Source organism: Flexithrix dorotheae DSM 6795, from assembly GCF_000379765.1.
GTDB classification, from domain to species: Bacteria; Bacteroidota; Bacteroidia; order Cytophagales; family Flammeovirgaceae; genus Flexithrix; species Flexithrix dorotheae.
In genome coordinates, this window is record NZ_KB903444.1 from 42796 (window position 1) to 64391 (window position 21596).

General features: G+C 37.4%; 8 protein-coding genes. 4 read left to right on the plus strand and 4 right to left on the minus strand.

Annotation, left to right across the window (positions count from 1 at the left end):
* The first annotated feature begins 29 nt into the window (after positions 1 to 29).
* From A3EM_RS0118290 to A3EM_RS0118300, 3 genes are all read left to right on the plus strand, one after another.
* Positions 30 to 10226 carry a LamG-like jellyroll fold domain-containing protein gene (locus A3EM_RS0118290; RefSeq protein ID WP_020529690.1) on the plus strand — a complete coding sequence of 3399 codons (10197 nt, stop codon included), beginning with the start codon at positions 30 to 32 and terminating at the stop codon, positions 10224 to 10226.
* 82 nt (positions 10227 to 10308) lie between these two features.
* A complete protein-coding gene (locus A3EM_RS45960) occupies positions 10309 to 14589 on the plus strand; it encodes a cadherin domain-containing protein (RefSeq protein WP_020529691.1) in 4281 nt (1426 codons plus the stop codon).
* 134 nt (positions 14590 to 14723) lie between these two features.
* The gene (locus A3EM_RS0118300; protein WP_083925256.1) at positions 14724 to 16073 is read left to right on the plus strand and encodes a PorP/SprF family type IX secretion system membrane protein; all 1350 of its coding nucleotides are present in this window, start codon (positions 14724 to 14726) and stop codon (positions 16071 to 16073) included.
* Positions 16074 to 16613: 540 nt separating this feature from the next.
* Here the strand turns inward: A3EM_RS0118300 and A3EM_RS0118310 are convergent.
* Both A3EM_RS0118310 and A3EM_RS0118315 read right to left on the minus strand, forming a co-directional pair.
* On the minus strand, positions 16614 to 17540 hold the full coding sequence (locus A3EM_RS0118310) for a hypothetical protein (RefSeq protein ID WP_020529694.1): 927 nt from the start codon (positions 17538 to 17540) through the stop codon (positions 16614 to 16616).
* Between the two features lie 167 nt (positions 17541 to 17707).
* Positions 17708 to 17908 (minus strand): hypothetical protein, encoded by a 201-nt coding sequence (locus A3EM_RS0118315; protein ID WP_020529695.1) that lies wholly within the window; start codon positions 17906 to 17908, stop codon positions 17708 to 17710.
* A 1045-nt stretch (positions 17909 to 18953) separates the two neighbouring features.
* Between A3EM_RS0118315 and A3EM_RS45965 the strand changes: the two genes are divergently transcribed.
* Positions 18954 to 19619, plus strand: coding sequence for an antA/AntB antirepressor family protein (locus A3EM_RS45965; protein ID WP_020529696.1), 666 nt, complete (start codon positions 18954 to 18956; stop codon positions 19617 to 19619).
* A gap of 101 nt (positions 19620 to 19720) precedes the next feature.
* On the opposite strand, the gene A3EM_RS45970 is transcribed toward A3EM_RS45965, so the two are convergent.
* Together A3EM_RS45970 and A3EM_RS0118330 are read right to left on the minus strand one after the other, a co-directional pair.
* Positions 19721 to 20590 (minus strand): ParB N-terminal domain-containing protein, encoded by an 870-nt coding sequence (locus A3EM_RS45970; RefSeq protein ID WP_020529697.1) that lies wholly within the window; start codon positions 20588 to 20590, stop codon positions 19721 to 19723.
* Positions 20591 to 20602: 12 nt separating this feature from the next.
* On the minus strand, positions 20603 to 21556 hold the full coding sequence (locus tag A3EM_RS0118330; RefSeq protein WP_020529698.1) for a ParA family protein: 954 nt from the start codon (positions 21554 to 21556) through the stop codon (positions 20603 to 20605).
* Between the last annotated feature and the right edge of the window lie 40 nt (positions 21557 to 21596).

Here is a 21596-nt window from a genome sequence, read left to right on the forward strand (position 1 = left end):
TCTGAAATCGCTATTTAACCCAGCTTTGTATGCCCAAATACCACTCCCCAAAATTTACTAAAACCCTTTTACTTTTTTCCTTAACTTTTCTTTTTATTATTTTCAAAAATTCAGAAGCATTAAGCCAAACCTATCCCGGAGTTTGTGATTTCGATGATGGAAACTGGGGCGATTGTGCGTGGAATCAGACACTTGATAAAACCAACTTTACCTTCAACATGAATATGTTGATACATGATGAAGATGGAGGTGGCTGTGATGCAGATGACTGGATGGAATACATGCATTATTATTATGAGGCAACAGGAGTCACAAAATATAGATTTTTAAAAGTATACAATAGAAGGCATGCTGCATTATATGACCAATTTGTAGACAATATTGATGGATGTAGTGAAGCTACTCACGATTATGGATATAATCCATATAATAACAATAACACATCAGGTAAAATCATTTCCCGGGGAGCTACAGGGGGTGAATACTTTAAAGTTCAGTTCCAATTTGCGTTTCCGCCTTCCTTAATCGGAAAAACAGTAACCATTGGTGTGGAAGATGGCTGGGGAGATGGTATGACCTTCCATGGTGGAACAAAGCAATATACTATTCCGCTACTTCCCACTCCGGGAGCATTAAATTCAACTGCAGGTTGTGGGAAGGTAGATTTAAGCTGGGATGAACCAGAAGACATGAAGGGCTATCCCGGAGACTATGTTTATGTGATTTATGAAAATGATGTTCAGATTACTACTTTGCCAGCCGGAACAACCAGTTATACCAGAAGTACAACTACCAACAAAGGGTATAAAATTTCACTTAGATATGTAAAAAATGGCATTACTTACGAAAGCAGCAAAAGGAGTGTACAGGGGGAAGTAATTGCACAATTGGGAGCACCTGCGGGACTTGAAGCTACCCAAAACCTTTGTGATGGCTCATCAAAACTAACCTGGCAATGGGCTGCTGCTAATCCTAAAAATTTCAAACTCTACAGAAGCAACACAGAAGGTGGTACCTATACTGCAATCGCTACTATTTCAGGTGAAAAAAGGAGCTATGTAAATACAGGACTAACCAGGGGCTCTACCTATTACTATAAAATGAGTGCAATTAGCAAGGAGTGTGATACTGAAGGAGATATTTCAGATTTTGTACCTGGGATTTCACCCGCTGATCCTACTGCAGCTGCTAATTTCCAAATGGAATTAATTAAAACAGGCACTGCGGGAGTAGAACTTACCTGGTCAGCTGGTAGCCATGTAGAAATGTACAAAATTGTAAGGCGGGGCATAAATGGAGGCGAAGAAACTTTTGATATAGATAACCCCACCACTACTTCTTATTTAGATCAGGATGCTGAATCCTGTGCTACCTATGAATATGAAATTTTTTCTGTGAATGGATGTAAGGAAGTCTCTGGTGGGAAGGCAAAGCTTAAAAGTGACAATACTAAGGATGAAATAAATATTACGGATATTGATGTAAGTAAGGTCCTTGCAAAAGACTCACTAACAGCATCTAAGGGATATTTTGGAGATAGGGTTCTATTGGAGTGGTCTACAGGTGAAAATGCCAATTTTATCAATAGATATAAAATTTACAGACGAAAACTGGGAAGTGATGTAGTCCCTCAGTTAATGATTACTACACAAACTGATGTAAGAACCTGGACAGATAATTCTACTAACGCCCGTCAGATTTATGAATATTTTGTGATTGGGGAAAACGAATGTGGGATTGAGAAGCAGATCACTTTTGATATCAATCTGGTTAATGGAAAAGATTACCAGTCATTAGCCCTTCCGGCAAATGGAGTAGCTTATACACTGGGATTCAGACTTCCTTTTGGAGTTGTAAATGGTAATATCGTATATGAAGGAGGAATTGCTGTTCCTGATGTAAAAGTAATTGCAGAACGGCAGGAAGGCACTTCAGGGAATGCATTATCATTTGATGGAACGGATGATTTTGTGCAAATAAACGGTTCGGATTTTCCCACCTTTACCAACGAACTGACACTTTCTGCCTGGATAAATCCAGATACCCTTTTAAATGATCAGTATTTAATCACCAAGCAAAACCAATTTGAGGTGAAATTAAACAATGCTGGAAATATTGTTACTACTGTTCAAAAAAGTGGAGGGGCTCAAACACTTACTTCAACAATAGCCTTAAATTCAGGAGATTATAGCAATGTTACCGTAACCATGGATACGGATGACAGCCTGAAAATTTATATCAATGGCGTATTAAGTAATTCCCTAAAAATTGCAACCGGAAACCTAACCACAAATTCAAATGATATTTATCTGGGTCGGAATTTCACAGCCTCAGGTTATTTTAATGGGAATATAGATGAGGTAAGGGTGTATAGCAGAGGCCTGGATTCTTTGAGTGTATTGAGAGATTATGGCAGGCTGGTAAATCCGGATGATGATGGACTTGAAGGATATTGGCGGTTTGATGAAGGCTTAGGTCCCTTTGTTTTTGATGCCTCTGAGAAAGGCGGCAAATTTCATGGTCGGGATGGAATAATTAATGGTGCCCTCTGGAGTGATTCCATTCCCACAGGGTCTCAGCTTGCCACTGCAAGTTATACAGATGATGCCGGAAATTATTCCATTACAGGAATAATATATGAAGGAAATGGAGGCAACTTTAACATTACCCCTACCATGACCATGGGAGGAGCTATTCATGCTTTCGATCCCAGCCAGCAAATAGTTTACCTTGGGGAAGGTAGCAGTGTGGAAAATGGAGTCGATTTTAAAGACATTTCTTCATTCAGGGTTACTGGAAATGTGTATTTTACCCATGAAAGCAAAAATAATCTTCAAGAGGTCGGTTCTAAAGGGGTTAATATTTTTATTGACGGGGAAATAGCTGCTGTAAAAAATGGCAAACTTGTAGAAACAGATGAAAATGGAGCATTTGACATTCAGGTTCCCATTGGTCATCACTTCCTTGAATTCAGAAAATTAACCCACACTATTCAAAATGAAGGAAGGTATCCTGTAGACAGGGAAACAAAGGATTTTCAGGCACCAGTTTCTGGAATTGTAATGTTGGATAGTACCACAAAAATTTTGGTGGGAAGAGGTGTAGGAGGACCCGTAGAAAGAGACAAACTAATAGGTTTTGGGAAAAGTGTAAATAATATTGGTCAAATTGAATTTACTCTGGAATCTGCTAATGATGGAGGGTTGGTTTCAGAAACCATAACTACAAATCTAGCAAATGGAGAATATCAGGTTTCCCTTCCACCCAAAGAATACAAAGTAAAGGAGGTAAAATATATCGATGATGGAAGCTACGTATTTAAGGATAGTGATGGAACTCCGCTTGCACAGGAAAATCTGGATATGTCCGCTCTTATTTTTGATTCTTATGAAAAAGACAGTGTATATCAAACTCTGCCTGATACAATTGTATATGTAAACGAACAGGGTTTTGTTGAAAAGGATACCACCGGGTTAAGCAATCAGCTGGATACATTGGAAATTACCAGGCAGGAAACGCAATATAAATTTAATGAGACTACCCAGCAAAATGACACCATATTGGTGGATGTAAAAGATTCTATTGTGGCCAAATTAACCACAATAGAAGTGCTGGATAATATTGATTCGGTAAAGTATCATTTCAGACGGGATTTCATTTTAAGAAATAAACCAATCATTATTGTAACCGATGAGTACGGAAGGGATTTTTCCACATCAGGAGGTGATCAGGAATTGAAATTTAAAGACAATGCAGGAACTACTTTTACTGCAGATTTAAGTTCCCTACCTTATAAGGTATTTCGCCAGGGACAACCGTATAAAATGCGAATTTTCCTCTATGAAATATATACCAATATTGATGATTCGAAAACTCATAAAGTTCCTGTTACAGATGCTGAATTATCGGTAAGTAATGGCCTGGGACGTGGATTTTATTTAGAACCCGATGGAAATAAAGACCAGGCAGTTGCCTATTCCAGCGGAGGTTTAGACAAAATTAGGATTACAGATGGAGATACGCTTTATAATTTTAAAGCAGGAGAACCTAATTTGTTGGAAAATGCCAGTGTTCCGTCAGAAAGTTATCTCAAATCTCTGACTATCCAGGCCAAAGCAGGAAGCAATATTATTGAATGGCCCGCACCAGGTGGTGGTGGTGCACCAAATCCTTTTAAAGCCTATGTTTTGGGTGGTTTACAGGTAGGTAATAACTTTATTACCCAGGGTCCTGAGCTGGTAGACTTTATTCTTCGAGATCCTCCAATGGACGGAAGTTACAGTTATCTAACCAAGGGATCTAGTTTCTCAAGTGTGGAAGAAACCTCTCATAATTTCGATGGCTCAGCCAGTCTAAAACTAAAGGCCCAGACAGGAGCGAAGATATTAAAGGGAGTTGGGGTAATCACAGAATCTAAGGCAGTAGCGTCTAAATCAGGTACTTTGGGCTTAAAAACAGGTGGAGGATTTGGGGAAGAAAATGTTTATAGCTACGAAGCAACCACTTCCTTTAAAACCAGATCTGCCGGATCATTAGTTGGGGCCTCCAGTGATCTTTTTGTAGGTACCTCAAAGAATATCATATTTGGCATAATTAAAAACCTGGCGTTTGTGGAAGAAAGTGATTGTGGGCTTTCTACAGTGGAATGTCCTGTTGAAATTACAGTTACAGCTTCCGATGGAAGTACCACCAAAACTTTAAAACTTGCCCGATTTAAAGAAATGGCATTTGGAAGAGGAGGAATTGCCACCACTTTTGTATATGACCAAAATCATATTGAAAATTACCTGATTCCAAACCTGAAAGCACTCAGGGATAATTTATTACAAAATAATGCGAAGTATGTAAATAATGTGACATCTGCCGCTTTTCCAAGCCAAAATGAAGAATGGTTAACGGAAAGAATTGGAACAAACAATGATAACCTTATTTGGGGAGCAGATATACAAGCAAATGACCTTTCCCCAACAAAAGCTGATGGTACCTTAACCTCTAATACAGGTAAAAGTTATACTTTTACCCCAACCAGAAAAGGAGAAATTGACTCTGTGAGGTGGTTTAACCAACAAATCAACACATGGATTAATACACTTGCCAGAAATGAAGTAGAAAAATGGTTGGCCATAAAAGGTTATGGAGTGAAGCAATCGAATGTGAGTATTTCTGCACAAAGTGAGTACAGTTATGAATATTCAGCAGAATGGGAAGATACTAATTTTGATGATTTCTATATTGGTCCTTTTGGTTCACTGGGGACTGAAACTGATCTAAAAGAATCTGGAAGTGGGGTTTCCATAGATTATAATATATCTCTTTCCAATACCAATACTGTTTCCTCTTCTGAATCAAATGGTCAGAGTTTTAAAGTAGGATATGTAATCAATGATGATGATGTTGGGGACTACCACACCATAAATATTTATGGAAATGATCAGGATACTGAAAACCTTGGTAAGGATGCCTACAAGAGTACGCCTATATTTGAAACCCTTGCAGGACAAACAGCATGTCCGCATGAAGATGAGGTTGTGCTTCGATTTGCCACTTCAAGCTATGTAGGAGGACTGATTTCCAAAAACCAGCAACTGAGTTTGCAACTGGCGGCATCTATTTTATATATCCAGCAAACCATAGATTATAGAGTTGGAGATAATTCTTATCCGCCTGCAGCCACTGCTATTTTAGATGAGGTGAAAGATGCCAAAAACAGATCTATTCTCAGTCTGGTTAAACAAAAGAAAAAGCTGGAGGAAAGGAAAAAACGAGTCGATAAAAAATTAGCTTTATTAAATACGCTGAAGGGTTCTATCGATAGCAATAAGAAGGAAATTCTAAGCAGCAGAACACAGCAAAGGGATAAACCTGGAATTACCATTAATGGTACTGCTAAAGTAGCCACGGCCTATAATATCCCTGCAGATCAGACTGCAGCATTCTTATTGAATTTTAACAATGAAAGTGAAACGGATGATAACCAGTATTATGTATTGGAAGTAATAGAATCAACCAATCCCGATGGTTTAGTGATGAGAATTGATGGACAGGAAATATTTGGCAACAGACAGTATTTTGTTCCCGGAGGCAAGTCCATCACCAAAACGCTGGTGGTAGAAAGAGGTCCTTTCGAATTTAATTATGACAGCGTACAATTAGTATTACATTCCGCTTGTCAATATGATTTAACAGGTAACGGAGCATTAATAGACGATACCGTAACCATTTCTGCATTTTTCATCCCAAGTTGTACCGAACCTAATATTTTTCAGCCGCAAGATAACTGGACCATAAATACCAGTTTGGTGGATAGCACAGATACTACTCGTGTACTTTATCAGATTGGCGGATTTAATATAAATTATCCTAACTTCCAGGCGGTAGAATTGCAATATAAATCTTCCGGGGATAGTGATGCTGAGTGGATTCTTTTAGACACTTATTATAGAGATTCCCTAGCCAGGGCGGAATTGGGTGGCAAACTAACCGATCCATTAATTGATAAAGATGGTGATGGAACGATAAAGCATATTTGGAAACAGGCCGGTTCAAAAACCTTAAATGGAGGATATGTCTGGACGGTCCCGGATGGAGAATATGATCTAAAAGCCATTACCCTTTGTGGTGCTCCGGGAGATATTACAAGGGTAAGTTCGGAAATTTTCTCCGGAATAATTGATAGAGAAACACCACATGCTTTTGGTGCTCCCCAACCATCTGATGGGGTACTTTCTGCCGGGGATGAAATCATGATTCAGTTCAATGAACCTATCAATGCAGGTTTATTGCGACCGGCAAATTTCGATATTAGAGGTGTTTTGAATGGCACAGATTTAAGACATCCGGCCAGCTTATATTTTGATGGCACAGATAATAGCTATATGGAAATTCCAGAGGGTAATTCCCTCACCAGAAGATCGTTCTCAGTAGAATTTTATGTGAAAAGAGAGACCAGTGGCCAAGAAGAGATACTATTTTCACAGGGATTTGAAAAAGTAAAAGGGTTATTTATCGGTTTTGATAATACCGATTCTTTAATGGTAACAGTGGTTGATGCAACTATTAAGGGAAACCAGAAAATTACTGCAGATGATAAATGGCATCATGTAGCCTTTACCTATGATGTAACTAACAATTCGGCCAGTATCCATATTGATGGTTTTTTAAGTGGTACCCACAATAGCTTTTCTCCGGATTATTTAAGTACCGGAAAAATTACAATTGGCAAATCACATTTTTCTGGAAATCCATCACTTCCATTCGCTGGAAATATTCATGAATTACGAATTTGGAAAAAAGCATTGTCAACCTCTCAGGTAAACATTTATGCTGGTAAAAGGATGAGTGGAAATGAACCAGGTCTTTCAGGAAACTGGCGAATGGAAGAAGCTTTTGGAACAATTGCAGAGGATTTAGCCAGTAATCGCCATGCTACTGTAAATGCCACCTGGCAGGTAGAACCAAATGGAAATGCTGTAACCTTTAATGGAACGGATGCTTACCTGAAGACTAAAAGTCCAGCAATCAATAATGATATGGATTTTACAATGGAATTTTGGTTTAATGCAAATGGAATTACCAACCAGACATTATTATCGAATGGAAGAGGTGATACCTTAAGAAATGCAGGAAATGAATTGCTTGATGCCAATAAAAATGGCTGGTCAGTTAATGCAAATGCTTCTGGCTTAATTGAAGTATGGAATTACGGAAAAAAATTCCAGGTTACCGATAAAAACTTTTTTGATGGTAAGTGGCACCATTTAGCACTGGTGGTAAAAAGACGTACCAACACCACCTGTTATATTGACGGTCTCGAACAAAATACAGTAAGCAGTATTGACTTCTTTGGCTTTGGAGGACCCGCCCTTTGGTTGGGTGCCAGAGGCTGGGTAGATCAGGCTGGAGCTACCAATATCACAGAATTTTACAATGGAAAACTGGATGAAATCAGGTTTTGGCAAACTGCAAGACCGCTCACTCAGATAAAGCGGGACATGCATTTCATGTTGACAGGAGACGAACCAGGATTATTACTTTACCATCCCTTTGACAGGTACCAGGAAGTGGCCGGCATTCAGGAATTATACGCTACTTATGTGAGCACGGCAATTTCAGGTAGTTCTGCCATTTTGGATACAATTAAAATAGGAGGTGGAGCTCAACATACAGATGTTACTCCAACTGTAAAAATCCCAAGACCTGTACAGAAAGTAAACTTCAATTACTCGGCAAATAATGACAAAATCATTTTAACCACCAACGACCCGGACAGTTTATTGGAAAATGTAATTCTGGATATTACGGTTAAAAATGTGGAAGATATGAATGCCAATGTAATGGCTTCACCAGTTTCATGGACTGCTTTTGTAGATAAAAATCAGGTTGTTTGGGATGATGAGGACTTGCATTTCGAAATTGAACAGGGGAATGGATTTGAATTCGAATCGAGAATTAGAAATACCGGTGGAAAGTTTGCCGAATTCGAAATAAAGAACTTGCCACCATGGTTATCCGTGGAGCCATCCAGTGGTACTTTACCCCCAGTTTCAAGTCAACTGGTGACTTTTGTAGTCAATCCGAATGTAAATATTGGAAAATATAGTGAAGACATCCAGTTAGTGACAGAATTCGGGTTTGAAGAGGTATTATTACTTGATTTAAAAGTATTTAAACCTCTACCAGAAGACTGGACGGTTGATGCATCAAAGTATCAATTCAGTATGAATATCATTGCCCAGGTTGAAATAAACGGGGAAATTTCCAGGGATCCAGATGATGTGGTTGCCGCTTTCATAAATGGGGAGTGCAGAGGATTAGCTGAGTTAAAATATATTCCTGCATTCGACAATTACCAGGCTTTTGTGAGTATTTACAGTAATCAGTCCGGAGGCGAAGCCATCAAATTCAGGGTTTGGAATGCAAGTGATGGTCAGGTTCACCGGGATTTAACGCCAACTTATTCTTTTAACAATAATGCCTTTCACGGAACACCAGGAAATCCGGAATTACTAATTGCTGAGGATGTAATTGAGCACGTAATTCCTACACCTAAAGGTTGGAAATGGCTTTCTTTCCATCTGCAATCCAATGAGATGCAGGCGACCAAAAAGCTTTTCAAAGAACTTAATGCCGCTGAAAAGGATGTAATTAAGGGAATTGATAAGTACGACCAGTATTCTGCTGCAACCGGTTGGTTTGGTAAAATTACCCAGGATGGTGGATTGCAAAATGGTACAGGATATAAATTATACCTGAGTAATGAAGACGAACTGAAATATACAGGAAGACTGCTTAAGGGGGATGAAGTTACCATAAATGTCCAGGAAAACTGGAACTGGCTGGGATATATCGGCTTTAAATCTATGGATATTAATGATGCGCTGGCCGGGTTTACCAATGCCACCAGCGGGGACATCATCAAAAGCCAGTATGCTGTGGCAATTTATGTGGATGAAACCATTGGATGGATAGGAAACTTAACCCATTTGCATCCGGGAGAAGGTTATATGCTGAAAGCTGACAAAGCAGGATCTTTCAATTTCCCTAATGTAAATCTTTCTGCAGGTTCAAGAATGGCTACTTTTCCAAGGGGTGTGGATGCCAGGGGAATGGTAACTGAAAGCGTTTGGGAAATGAATCCTCACGAATTTAATTCCAGTATGACTGCAGTGCTTGAAGTAGCAGATGTGCAAGACGTAAATAGCAGACTTGCCGCAATGGTAAATGGGGAATGCAGAGGAATTGCATACCCTATTTTTAACCCGATTACACAGCGAAATACCTACTTCATGACTATATACGGGGAAGTAGCTCAGGAAAAAATTAAATTCCAGTTTATGGATGGGGAGTTTCATCATCTTTATCCGGCAAATGAATCTATTCAATTCGATAAAGAATCCCTTAAGGGATCCGTAGAGAAACCATTTGTAATTACCCTGGACTACCATGCTGAAGCTCTGGATGGTGAAGAGGATGCCACCACTATGATCGGCCATCCCAATCCTTTCGGCAATGAACTTTTACTGGAATTTAACCATGTAGAAGCCAAAAAGCTGACTATTTTCATCACCGATGCAACTGGAAAAGTAATTCATACTGAAATACTAAAAGATCAGGATTATAGGTTTACCCATAAAATCTCTACAAAAGATTTATCAAGCGGGATTTACCTGGTGAGGGTAGAATTTGAAGACGGAAAAACTTTGGTAACAAGGGTGGCTAAAAATTAAGCCACCATTTTTTTACACTAACAATCTCCAACTAGCAACAACTTCTCAAAAAGAGAAAACGATTTAGAAAATTATCAAAACAATGAGAAAAAAGAGCATTGCCTTTATAGGCTTACTGTATGCCTTTGTGTTTTTGTCATTTGGCAAAATTTGGGCACAGGCACCCTCCTGGAATGTAACTCCAAGTGATTATGATAATTCAATGATTATTACAGCCGTATTGCAATTGGAGGGAATAGAATCTCGTGATACAGATGACATGGTTGCGGCAATTATCAATGGAGAAGTAAGGGGTGTTGCAAAGCCTGATACCTACCTTTCCGGTCAGGATAGATATGTTGCACAACTTATTGTTTACAGCAATGAATCGAATGAGGCAATTACTTTTAAATTATATGATAACAGTATGGATACAGAGCTGAATTCTGTAACCTTACCCATCACTTTCATAGCAGATGCCGTAGTAGGAGGTTTTAATGATCCGGTTATTATAACTGACAACAACCTGCCTACTGCCATTTCACTTTCTAATAGTTCTTTATCCGAAAATCAAAGCATAGGAACTGAAATTGGGACTTTATCCAGTACCGATGCGGATAATGATACTTTTAGTTATTCACTCGTAAATGGAGAAGGAGATGAGGATAATACTGCTTTTAATATCAGCGGAAATTCCCTGCAAACCGCAGCAATTTTTAATTATGAAATAAAGCAGGAATACAGTATCCGATTGAGGACTACAGACAATAAGGGGGGAACTTATGAATCCAACTTTACCATCAACATTCTGGATGAAAATGATGATCCTACAGATATTGCGCTCAGCAACCCGGAATTTGCTGAAAATATTGAAGAGGGAAATATAATTGGAACTTTTACTTCTATTGATGAAGATGCTTCGGACGCCTATTCTTATTCAATTGTAGGCGGAGATGCCGGTTTCTTTTCTATTGATAATGACAAACTAATTAATACAGCAGTTTTTAATTTTGAAGTAAAATCCACTTATTCCATAACAGTTAAAACCACTGATGCTGCTGGAAGTGAATTCCAAAAGTCAATCGACATCAGTATTGTCAATGCCAATGATCCTCCTACTGCTATGGTACTCAATCCAGGCAGTATTGCGGAAAATGAAAGCACTGGATTATCAATTGGTTCTATTTCTACTACTGATGAAGACAGCGGAGATGAATTTACTTACAGTCTTTTTTCTGGTGATGGGCAAAATGATAACAACAACTTTATCATTGTTGGAGACGAAATAAAAACATTAACCACTTTCGATTTTGAGGCAAGACAGTTGTTTTATATCAATGTGAAAGTGACTGATGGAGGTGGAGCAAGTTTTACCAAATTATTTACCGTACAAGTAACTGATGCTAACGATACTCCTACTGCCCTGGATTTATCGAACAACGAAATTGCTGAAAATCTGACTGCAGGATCTGAAGTGGGTTCACTAATCACAACTGATCCTGATGTTTCAAATACCCACACTTACGACCTGGTGGCTGGTACAGGAAGTACAGATAATGATAAGTTCCTCATTTCCGGAGATAAGTTAGTAACAGCTGAAACTTTTGATTTCGAGAGCAAGCAACTTTATAAGATTAGAATAAAAACTACGGATAATGGGACTCCTGCTAAAAGCTACGAGCAGGCTTTTGTAGTTTCTATCACCGATGAAAATGATACCCCTGAAAATCTTCAGCTATCTTTCAATCAGGTGTCAGAGAATGCTCAAATAGGTACAATTATCGGAAATTTCTCAGTGAGCGACCAGGATAATGACGATTCCCATCAATACAGCCTTGTGAGTGGAGTGGGAAGCACAGATAATGAATCTTTTGCCATTGTTTACGGTGAATTACGAAATCTAATCAATTTCGATTATGAAACTAAGGATACTTATTCCATTAGGGTTCGTGCCAAGGATGAAGATGGAGCTACTGTTGAGGAACAATTTACCATTAAAATCACCAATGACAATGATGTACCTACACTTATCGAAATAAACAACAACAGAATTCCCGAGACCATTGCTGTCAATTCAGTAGTAGGTACTTTATCTACTGTTGATGCGGATGGAGGCAATACATTCACTTATGCACTTACAGGAACCGGGAATGACAACAGTCATTTTGTAATCATTGATGATGAACTGCTGACCAGTAGCACTTTCGACTTTGAAAAGAAGGCTTTTTATTTCATAAATGTAACATCAAAAGATAACAGTGACGCTGAAGTTACTGAACAACTGGTCATTATTATTACCGATGAAAATGATGATCCGACAGACATCACGCTATCCAATAATAAAATTGGGGAAAATGAAGCCTTAAATACTTTTATTGGAAAATTTTACACGGTAGACCAGGATGAAGGAGATAGTTTTTCTTATTCCCTTATTTCTGGTTTGAATGATGAAGACAATGCTCTTTTCCGAATTGTAGATAATGAATTACAATCAGATGCCATTTTCAACTACGAAACAAAAAATGAATTCTCAATAAGGATACGAACTACTGACAGCCAAAATGCTTATGTTGACAAGAACTTTGTGATTTATGCTACCGACAGGAATGATTCTCCCACCAGCCTTGATCTCAATGATAAATCCTTTTTTGAAACCGATCCTATAGGAACTATAATTGGGGATCTTATCTCAACTGATCCTGATCAGGATGATCATTTAAGCTACAAATTGGTAGCTGGCGATAATGATACAGACAATGCAAAATTCCTGATTTCTGGTGATGAGTTGTTATTAAATACCCAGGCTGATTTCGAAACCAAATCTTTTTACAATATCAGGCTTGCTGTAGTGGACGAACAAGGAGAAAGTCTTGAAAAAGCCTTTATAATAGAAGTAAAGGATGAAAATGATGCGCCCACTAAAATTGAAATAAGGGACAATATCATTACTGAAAACCAACCTGTTTCTTCTACAGTGGGTACTTTGGTCACCACAGACCCTGATGCTGGTGAAGAATTTGTCTATACTTTATTACCAGATTTTGATGCTGAAAAGTTTTATGTGGAAGGTGATTTTCTAAAAGCCAATCAGATTTTTGATTATGAAGAAAAGTCAGTGTATACCGTGAAAATCCAGGTAGAGGATAAAGGCGGATTTACCCTGCAGCGAAACTTTGCCATTGTGGTAAAAGATACCAATGATATTCCTTCTGATATCACACTTTCCAACCTGATTGTTTCAGAAAACCAGGAAGTGGGCGCATTGGTTGGAGCACTCGCCACTGTGGATAGTGATGGAGATGATACCTTTACTTACAGTTTAGCTGATGGCTTAAATGCAGAAGGCAATAGTTTTTTCCAGATCTCCGGTAATAAATTATTAACGGCTTCTACTTTTAACTTTGAAGAAAAAGCATCTTATCCCATTCGGTTAAAAACAACTGATACCAATGGTTCTTCAATGGAAAAGAACTTTATCATTCAAATTAAAGATGTAAATGATGCACCCGTTTCCATCTCCTTAAATATCAATAGTGTAGAGGAAAATGCAGCTTTAGGGACCACAGTGGGAAAATTTGAAACTGAAGATGAGGATGAAAATGATGAATATACCTATGCACTGGTGAGTGGAGCTGGAGACACCGATAATTCCAGTTTTTCCATTCAGGGCAATCAATTAATTACCAATGAAGTTTTTGATTTTGAAACCAGATCAACTTATAGTGTTTTAATCCAAAGTTCTGATCTTGAAGGAGAAAGTGTGACTGTTACATTTACCATCAATATTGTAAATAAAAATGAGCAACCAGAACTTGAAGATGTAACCTTCAGAGTAGAGGAAGAAAGTCCAAAGGATGCTCTGGTTGGTACCCTTGAAGCCAAAGATCAAAATCCTGATGCCGTTCTGAATTACAGTATAGTTTATGAAAATGATGAAGATGAACAGGAAGAACCATTTTATGTAGATGAAACCACCGGAGATTTACTGGTAAATAATCCAAAACCTCTTGATTATGAAAAGAATCCAACTTTTTTCCTGAAAATAAGGGTGGCTAATAGCGGAAACCTGGCCGATACAGCCCGAATAACCATCAGATTAATTGATATCATAGAAAAAACCGAATTGCCTGTAAACAACTACATTTCTCCAAATGGAGACGGACTTAATGATTTTTGGGAAATTCAAAATGTAGAATTATACAGTGATTACGAATTGTTGATTTTTAATGATAAAGGAGAGTTGATCTATCAAACCACCAATTACCAAAATGATTGGGCCGGAGAATACAATGGACAACAATTACCCTCGGGAGTTTATTTCTATTCTCTTCACAATGATGAAACGGCAATTTCCTTTAAAGGCTCCATTTCATTGGTGCGGTAATTTTTAGACATAAAAAATTCTTAAAATCAAAGTCATTGAACAATATTAAACACATTTAATTTAATCATAACTAATTGATAATGAGATAATAATTCTCTTTTTAATTTAGTAATGGTTCTTAAAACTCAAATAACATGCACTTTTACTCCAAGATAGCAATGGCATTTATAGCCAGTCTTTTTTTTCAGCTGAGCATTCAGGGGCAGGATATATCGGGTAATACCTTATACATGCAAAATTTGTATGGCATTAATCCGGCTTATGCAGGAAGTACTGATGGCATATTTGCCGCCTTGCAATCCAAAAGTCAGTATTCCGGATTGGATGATGCGCCACGTACTCATTCCTTTAATGTTCATGCGCCCCTTCCTCACAAAATTGGCTTAGGAACCCGTATTATTTCAGATGAAAGAGGTGCATTCGATTATAAAAGTGGAGAATTATCCGCATCATATTTTGTGGAACTTTCAGGAAAAGGAATGCTTCATTTCGGTTTATCTACCGGATTCATAAAAAATTCTATTCGTACTTCCAGATTGGCTGTTAACCAATATGTAAATTCAACTGATCCTACCTTAACTTCTGATTTATTTAATGAAACGCAGTTTAGGTTTAGAACTGGTTTCTGGTATCAATATGAAAATTTAGACTTATCCATTTCTTTCCCTCAACTAATGGTGGAAGGCCAAAAATTCCACGAACATATTATCAGTATGGTTTCATACCGGTTCACTTTATCTCAAAATAACGAATGGCTGGTAAAACCTTCTGTTTTATATCAGATACTTCCCATGAGCCCGGACCAAGTGGAAGTGAATTTAATGGGACAATGGAACAATACTATCTGGGTACAAACCGGTTACAGATCAAATAAAAGTGCCATAATTTCTGCGGGGGTAAATATAAGCGGGATAAGAATTGGCTATGGATACGAAACAGCCAATCAGTATTTATCCAACATTTCCAGAGGTTCGCATGAAGTATTACTGGCGATAAATGTACCATTTAAAAAGAAAAGGAAACTGGCTGACCTGGAGGATAATACTCCGGTAGAACCTGTGGCCTATCAGAAAGAGGAAGAAAACAGTTTAAAATTTCAGGAGATGGAGAAGGAAATTGCCTTATTGAGGAAACAATTAGGCCAGGAAGTAGAAAATATGGAATTCCGGGAAGTTGATTCAATTTCACTAAATAACAGTAACTTTTATGCAGTAACAATTGATCAGGATGGAAATGAAAAAAGAACCGCAATAGGACCTGGAAATTATATTGTAGTGAACACTTGTACCGATAATAACTTCGCCCATCATCTCGCTAAAATTTACCAAAAAAAGGAAATTGAAGCTTCAATAGTTTATGACAGCAATAAAAAGTTCTATTACATTTATACCGAAAAAATCAATGATTTTGATGAGGCTGTTTCAAAAATGAGAAAGAAAAGAGCTTCAGGATTTAAAAATGCCTGGGTAATGGTTTATAAGTAAAATGATTGGCTCAAACAATTTGGAAAATCCTGTACCTCCTAAATGGATAGTATTATAGGTAATCAAAAAAAGGTTATGAGATGTTTTCCAAAAGGCAAATTTTTCTGTTTTGGGTTGAATTGTACTGGATTTTTCCCAAAACAGACTTCCCTCCTACTACATGAAATGATGATTTTCAAAAATAAATTAAAATCCCAACCTGAAAGTTTTACAGAATTATTTTCTACTGGCTAACCAGGGTTAACCTAAGGGTAAATATAAACTCAACTCCTTGCGCCTCTCCCCTACCCTTTTTATAGGCTTAAAACTCATTTTCCTCAGCTCTCATGGCTTTTCTTCACAATCCCAGGGCAATGACTGCATATAGTTCTTTCTGCTCCCATTTGGCCAGATGCTCACCTTTCAATATTCTGATAGATTAGGGAGAAGGATGGTCCATATCCTATAACACCCCAACAAAAAACCCCTACTTCCCAAAAGCTGATCTTTCTGGAAATAGAGGCTAAATAATTTTTTAATGGATCTTTGGTAAAAATAAAATCAAGGGGTAAAAGTCAGAATATATTTTTTCTCTCTTAAATTCGTCTCCCCTACTTCCACATTGGAAATGAGATCGAGTTTTTGGGCAATATCAAATGCTTTCTGAATCGTATCTTTTATCCTTCCGGTATTTCTGTTTTTCACCAGATTCTCCAGCTTCATCAGTTTGTAAATTTTGGAATAGCTATATTCCACTTTGCCATCTTTGGAGCAATGTTTGGCCTGGAACAGACACTTTATAAAAAGTTCAACCCCGGCATTTGGCCTTCCGGTAGTCACTTTCCTGATTTGCTTGTTGATATCCGAAGGAATATGGAAATACCTGTTTTGATAGTTTTTTGATTTATCGAAATTGAAAAACAGTCCTTCCACTGTAATCTTGAAAAGATTAGGATTCTTTTTATCGATCTTATGAATTTCCACCAGTTTGGAAATGGTCAGGTTATCATCTTCTACAATGAGGAACTTTTTATCATTAAGACTGAAAAAGGCTTTTTTCACCAACTCCCGTTGCTTACCCCTGGTCTCCCCTATTCCCATCACTTTGTAAACACTTGGCAGGTCCACTTCAAAATAAGCACGGTTAATTTTATCCCAGTAATAAAGCTCTCCTTTAGATTTGGCAAACTGCGCCAGTATTACCACTGCAGTCAATACCCTAACCTCATTAGCCGTAATTTCTTTTGAAATCTGCTTCATGAGTGGAGCCGGTAATTCTTTCTCTATTTCCTGTGGAAAATAAATATGGTAACTCTCCCCTCCCTGCTCAATATTTTTTAATAATTCATCTATAGATGTATTTACAATATTGATGACCCGCTTATTTATTTTTCCTTGTCTATCAAATATTGTTAACTGGCTTTTCTCTATTTGCTGACCAGTTTCAATATTGAGTAACTGATTCGAATAATTTACCTTTGTTGTCATCTCCTTTGGTTAAAAAATAAATAAAAGCTAGTGCTTCAGCCACTAATTTTCTTCATTATTTGATGATGTGGGAATGTGTCTTTTAATGACTCTTTCATTTATTCTATAATTTGGTTTTAGTCCCACTAGTCTGCCTAATCTGATTTTGGATGGAAAAAAATGCTATATCAATTATTAATTGCCTCACAAATCCGAAGCATTTCAATTGCAGAAAATTCCTTTCGCTTCATTTTCCTGCTAAATGAGCTTTGAGGAATCCCACTTTTCTTAGCTACAAAATTTCCTGATAGACCATAAGCCTTTAAAATGGTTGGAAGTTCCTTCTGGAGTTCAAAAAACTCTTCGGCAATTTTCGTATTAACTCTCAATTTCTACTAATTATTGATTAAAACTTACCCAAATATAGATAACCATTTATCTTTTCAAAGTTTTTTTACCAAAATATGGGTTAAAATACTGGTTTATTCAAAAAAGGACACCTTTGACGAACTAATGGACACTTTTGACGAAGTGTTGGACACCTTTGACGAAACAAAATTTTGCAACTCATCCCCGTTTTGATTGACGAAGAAGCGTACACCTTTGACGAATGAGGGACACTTTTGACGCAATCCATAATCATTAAAAAAAGGACACCTTTGACGATACTATTGGACACCTTTGACGAAGGTTTTTACATCTAATTAGCATAATCCCAAATGGGTTTGACGCAGATCGGACACTTTTGACGATAGGAAATAATGCCTAAATAAGCCATTCAGGACACCTTTGACGAATTTTTCATACAGTTTTCTACCTGATGCAGGACACTTTTGACGAAGAGGTGTACACCTTTGACGAATGAGGGACACTTTTGACGCAATCCATAATCATTGAATAAGGACACCTTTGACGCACTTAAAAATTGGAAATAACGGACACCTTTGACGCAAAAGCTTTCCTTCCAACTTTTATAATCCCAATCTATTTATGTAGAAGCAAACTAGAACTTTTTAGTTTGACGCGAATACCTGTCTTAATTGATTCCAGAGAAGCTTCCACATTTTATACTGGACACTTTTGACGCATAGTCCAATTTCTATAACTTTGAGCAGGCAAAGGAGTTCACTTTTGACGCAATTCAGGACACTATTGACGCGAATCAGGACACTATTGACGTAAAAACGAACACCTTTGACGAAAAAGCGGACACCTTTGACCTCTTCCAATCTTGTAACTAACTGATTATCAATATTTAGTATGCTTTGTTACGAGTGTATAACTTATATAAATTATAGAATTAGTATAATTTATAAAGAAGCATAACTTTTTTACTAAAATTTATGCTTCCCAAAAACAGAATTATGTATAGAGCGGTTAAACTTATCTTTCTTTTTCCTTAATTTCGTAAAAACGGTGATTTAATTGAAGAAAATGGAATTAATAAAGATTTACAATGGCAGATTGGTTAATGCCAGAGAGCTCCACACTTTTCTGGAAGTAAAATCCCGGTTCAACGACTGGATCAATAATAGAATAAAAAAGTACAGTTTTGAGGAGGGAAAGGCTTTTACTAAAATTTTAGTAAAAGGAACAGGAGGTAGAAATGGTTATGATTTCATGCTTACGCTAAACATGGCCAAGCAACTTTGCATGGTAGAAAACAATGAAAAAGGAAATGAGGCCCGGCAATATTTCATTAAATGCGAAGAAACCCTAAAGGAGCTGGCTAACAACAAAAGGCTGGAAGCATTCTTAAAACTTGAAGCGACAAAAGAAAAGTTATTAAAGAATATTGAAAATTACGGTGGCACCCAATCGGATTATTTCCAGATAGATTATGCTGGCCGAAAAGTGTTGTTCAATGGAGAACCACTTGAAGATGAAGAATTGCCTACATTATTATTAAAAGGTCGTGACTTTGCTACTGAGGTAACTAATGTGAATTTTAAAGAGGGAATTGATTTTGAGTTTTTGGAAAATATCAATAAAAGATCGCATAGTGAAATCAGGAAAATTGTGATAGAAAACACCAGCCAGGAGCCTGAGAAATTTAAGCCTGAAGAAAGTATTAAAAAACTGAAAAAAGGAGAAGAGTGATGTTGATGAGGGAAAGAACAGGGAATGAATAAAATATATGAGGGTTGAGAAAGAACTGGAAACGAACAGATAAATTCATTTCCAGTTCCTTAGTAGTGTTATTATAACTTTTCTTCAAGTAACTTTCTTAGTTTTTTAAGTTCTGTTTCCAGGTTAGCCGTAATTTTCAGGTTATCTGATTTATCCCCGAGCTTTTCGGTAAGGGAAATAATTTTCTTTTTTGCTTTTTCAAGTGCCAGACCTGTAGGATTAGAAGAAGCGGAAACAGGTTTCTCTTTTTTAATCAATTTCGAAATTTCATTTTCATCCTGAATCGCCTCAATTTTCTCCACCCTTGATAATGCCTGAATATCGCTCTTTTTCACTTTTACATCACCCTTTAGAATACCGTCTTTCAGTTCCTGGTTAACCTCCCCTATTTTCTGAAGACCTGAGGCATATTGTGCATCTCTCTTTATGGTTTTAGGGCTTACTTTAAATTCCTGAGCCAGTTTATCAGCAGTTTCTAACTTCAGGTCATTTTGACCCGAAGTTAAATCTGTCCGTTGTCCCTGAGATTTTTCGTTTACATACCTGAGGCCTCTCAAATAACTTTGCTGCTCAGGCGTAAGGTTTCTTCTGGAAAGCTGGTTATTAATCATATAGTTTTTCACTTCTTCATTATCTTCGAAGTGAAGCAACTTCACATTAAAGTCCAGTCCGTGTTTGGTGCAAATTTTATATCTGTTGTGGCCATCCACCAGCAGGTATTCATTTCCTTTTTCCCAAACAAGCAGGGCATCTCTACATCCATGTTGAAGAATGTTTTCCTCAAGTGATTGAAATTCTTCTGTTTTTAGTGGCGGAATCAGATTAAGGAATTCAGGTAAAATGGTAATGTTTTCCTTTATTCCTTCAGTCTTTATTATTTTTTTATTTTGTTTTAAAACGCCCTGGTTTAAGGATTTAAATAAGTCTTTTTTCTTTGCCATTAATGCTCCTGATTATTCGTTTGATAAAATCTCCTCAGCTAGATTCATGTAGTCCATTGCTCCGTGGGAATTTTTATCATAGGAAAAAATATCCGTTTGAGCAGATTGTGCCTCTGTTAATGCTACATTCTCTCTAATCATGGTTTCAAAAATGTTAAAACCAGGAAGAGATTCTTTGATGTAGTCCATATTGCTTTGATGAACCACCAGTCTTTTTTTCACCAGAGTAAAAACTATTCCCTCTATCTTCAAATCTTCGTTTATTTCTTCCTGCACTTTTTCAATAGTGGAAAGAATTTTATCCAATCCTTTAATCGCTGAAATTTCCGGTTGAAGGGTGATCAGGCAACTATTGGCAGCCACCATGGCACTGGTAGTAAAAATATTAAGCGCGGGAGGACAGTCTATCAGGATATAGTCATATTTATCTACCACTGGTCGGATTGATTTATTCAACCTGTTAAACCCACCAATGGTTTGCACTAAGTCTAAATCGGCTCCGGCAAGTTCCAGATCACTTGGGGCAATATCAAGGTTATCATCAACTTTGAAAATGGGCAGCGGTTCTTCATTCAATAAAGAATTTACCACCTGTCTTTCAGGTTCATCCAAACCAAAACCCTGAGATAAATTTCCCTGAGAGTCCATATCAATCACCAAAACCTTTTTACCTTTCATACAAAAAGCTTTACTCAGGTTAATGGTAGTAGTAGTTTTCCCAACTCCACCTTTGTGATTGACAATGCAAATGACTTTTGCGGCTTTTTTCCCCATCTTATCCTGAAAACCGTACTTTTTTAAAACCGGTTTAATGCTTTTCAGATGGTTGCTATTAAGCTTACGGTCTCCCCTTAAAACTTTGCTCAAAAGACCATTGGGTAAGCCTGATTCTTTTTCTAATTCGGTAAGGGAGAATACCTGATTTTTCTTCAAAAAGTTGATTACTGTATCGTTTGTCAGCATCATATATAAAAAAATTATTTTGGCGTAAATATAGGACGAAAAA

What these genes read in the sequence shown, in the direction of transcription:
- A3EM_RS0118300 (WP_083925256.1), top strand. Translation starts at nt 14,724, where the DNA reads ATGCACTTTTACTCCAAGATAGCAATGGCATTTATAGCCAGTCTTTTT.
- A3EM_RS45970 (WP_020529697.1), bottom strand. Translation starts at nt 20,590, where the DNA reads ATGGCAAAGAAAAAAGACTTATTTAAATCCTTAAACCAGGGCGTTTTA.
- A3EM_RS0118310 (WP_020529694.1), bottom strand. Translation starts at nt 17,540, where the DNA reads ATGACAACAAAGGTAAATTATTCGAATCAGTTACTCAATATTGAAACT.
- A3EM_RS45960 (WP_020529691.1), top strand. Translation starts at nt 10,309, where the DNA reads ATGAGAAAAAAGAGCATTGCCTTTATAGGCTTACTGTATGCCTTTGTG.
- A3EM_RS0118330 (WP_020529698.1), bottom strand. Translation starts at nt 21,556, where the DNA reads ATGATGCTGACAAACGATACAGTAATCAACTTTTTGAAGAAAAATCAG.
- A3EM_RS0118290 (WP_020529690.1), top strand. Translation starts at nt 30, where the DNA reads ATGCCCAAATACCACTCCCCAAAATTTACTAAAACCCTTTTACTTTTT.
- A3EM_RS45965 (WP_020529696.1), top strand. Translation starts at nt 18,954, where the DNA reads ATGGAATTAATAAAGATTTACAATGGCAGATTGGTTAATGCCAGAGAG.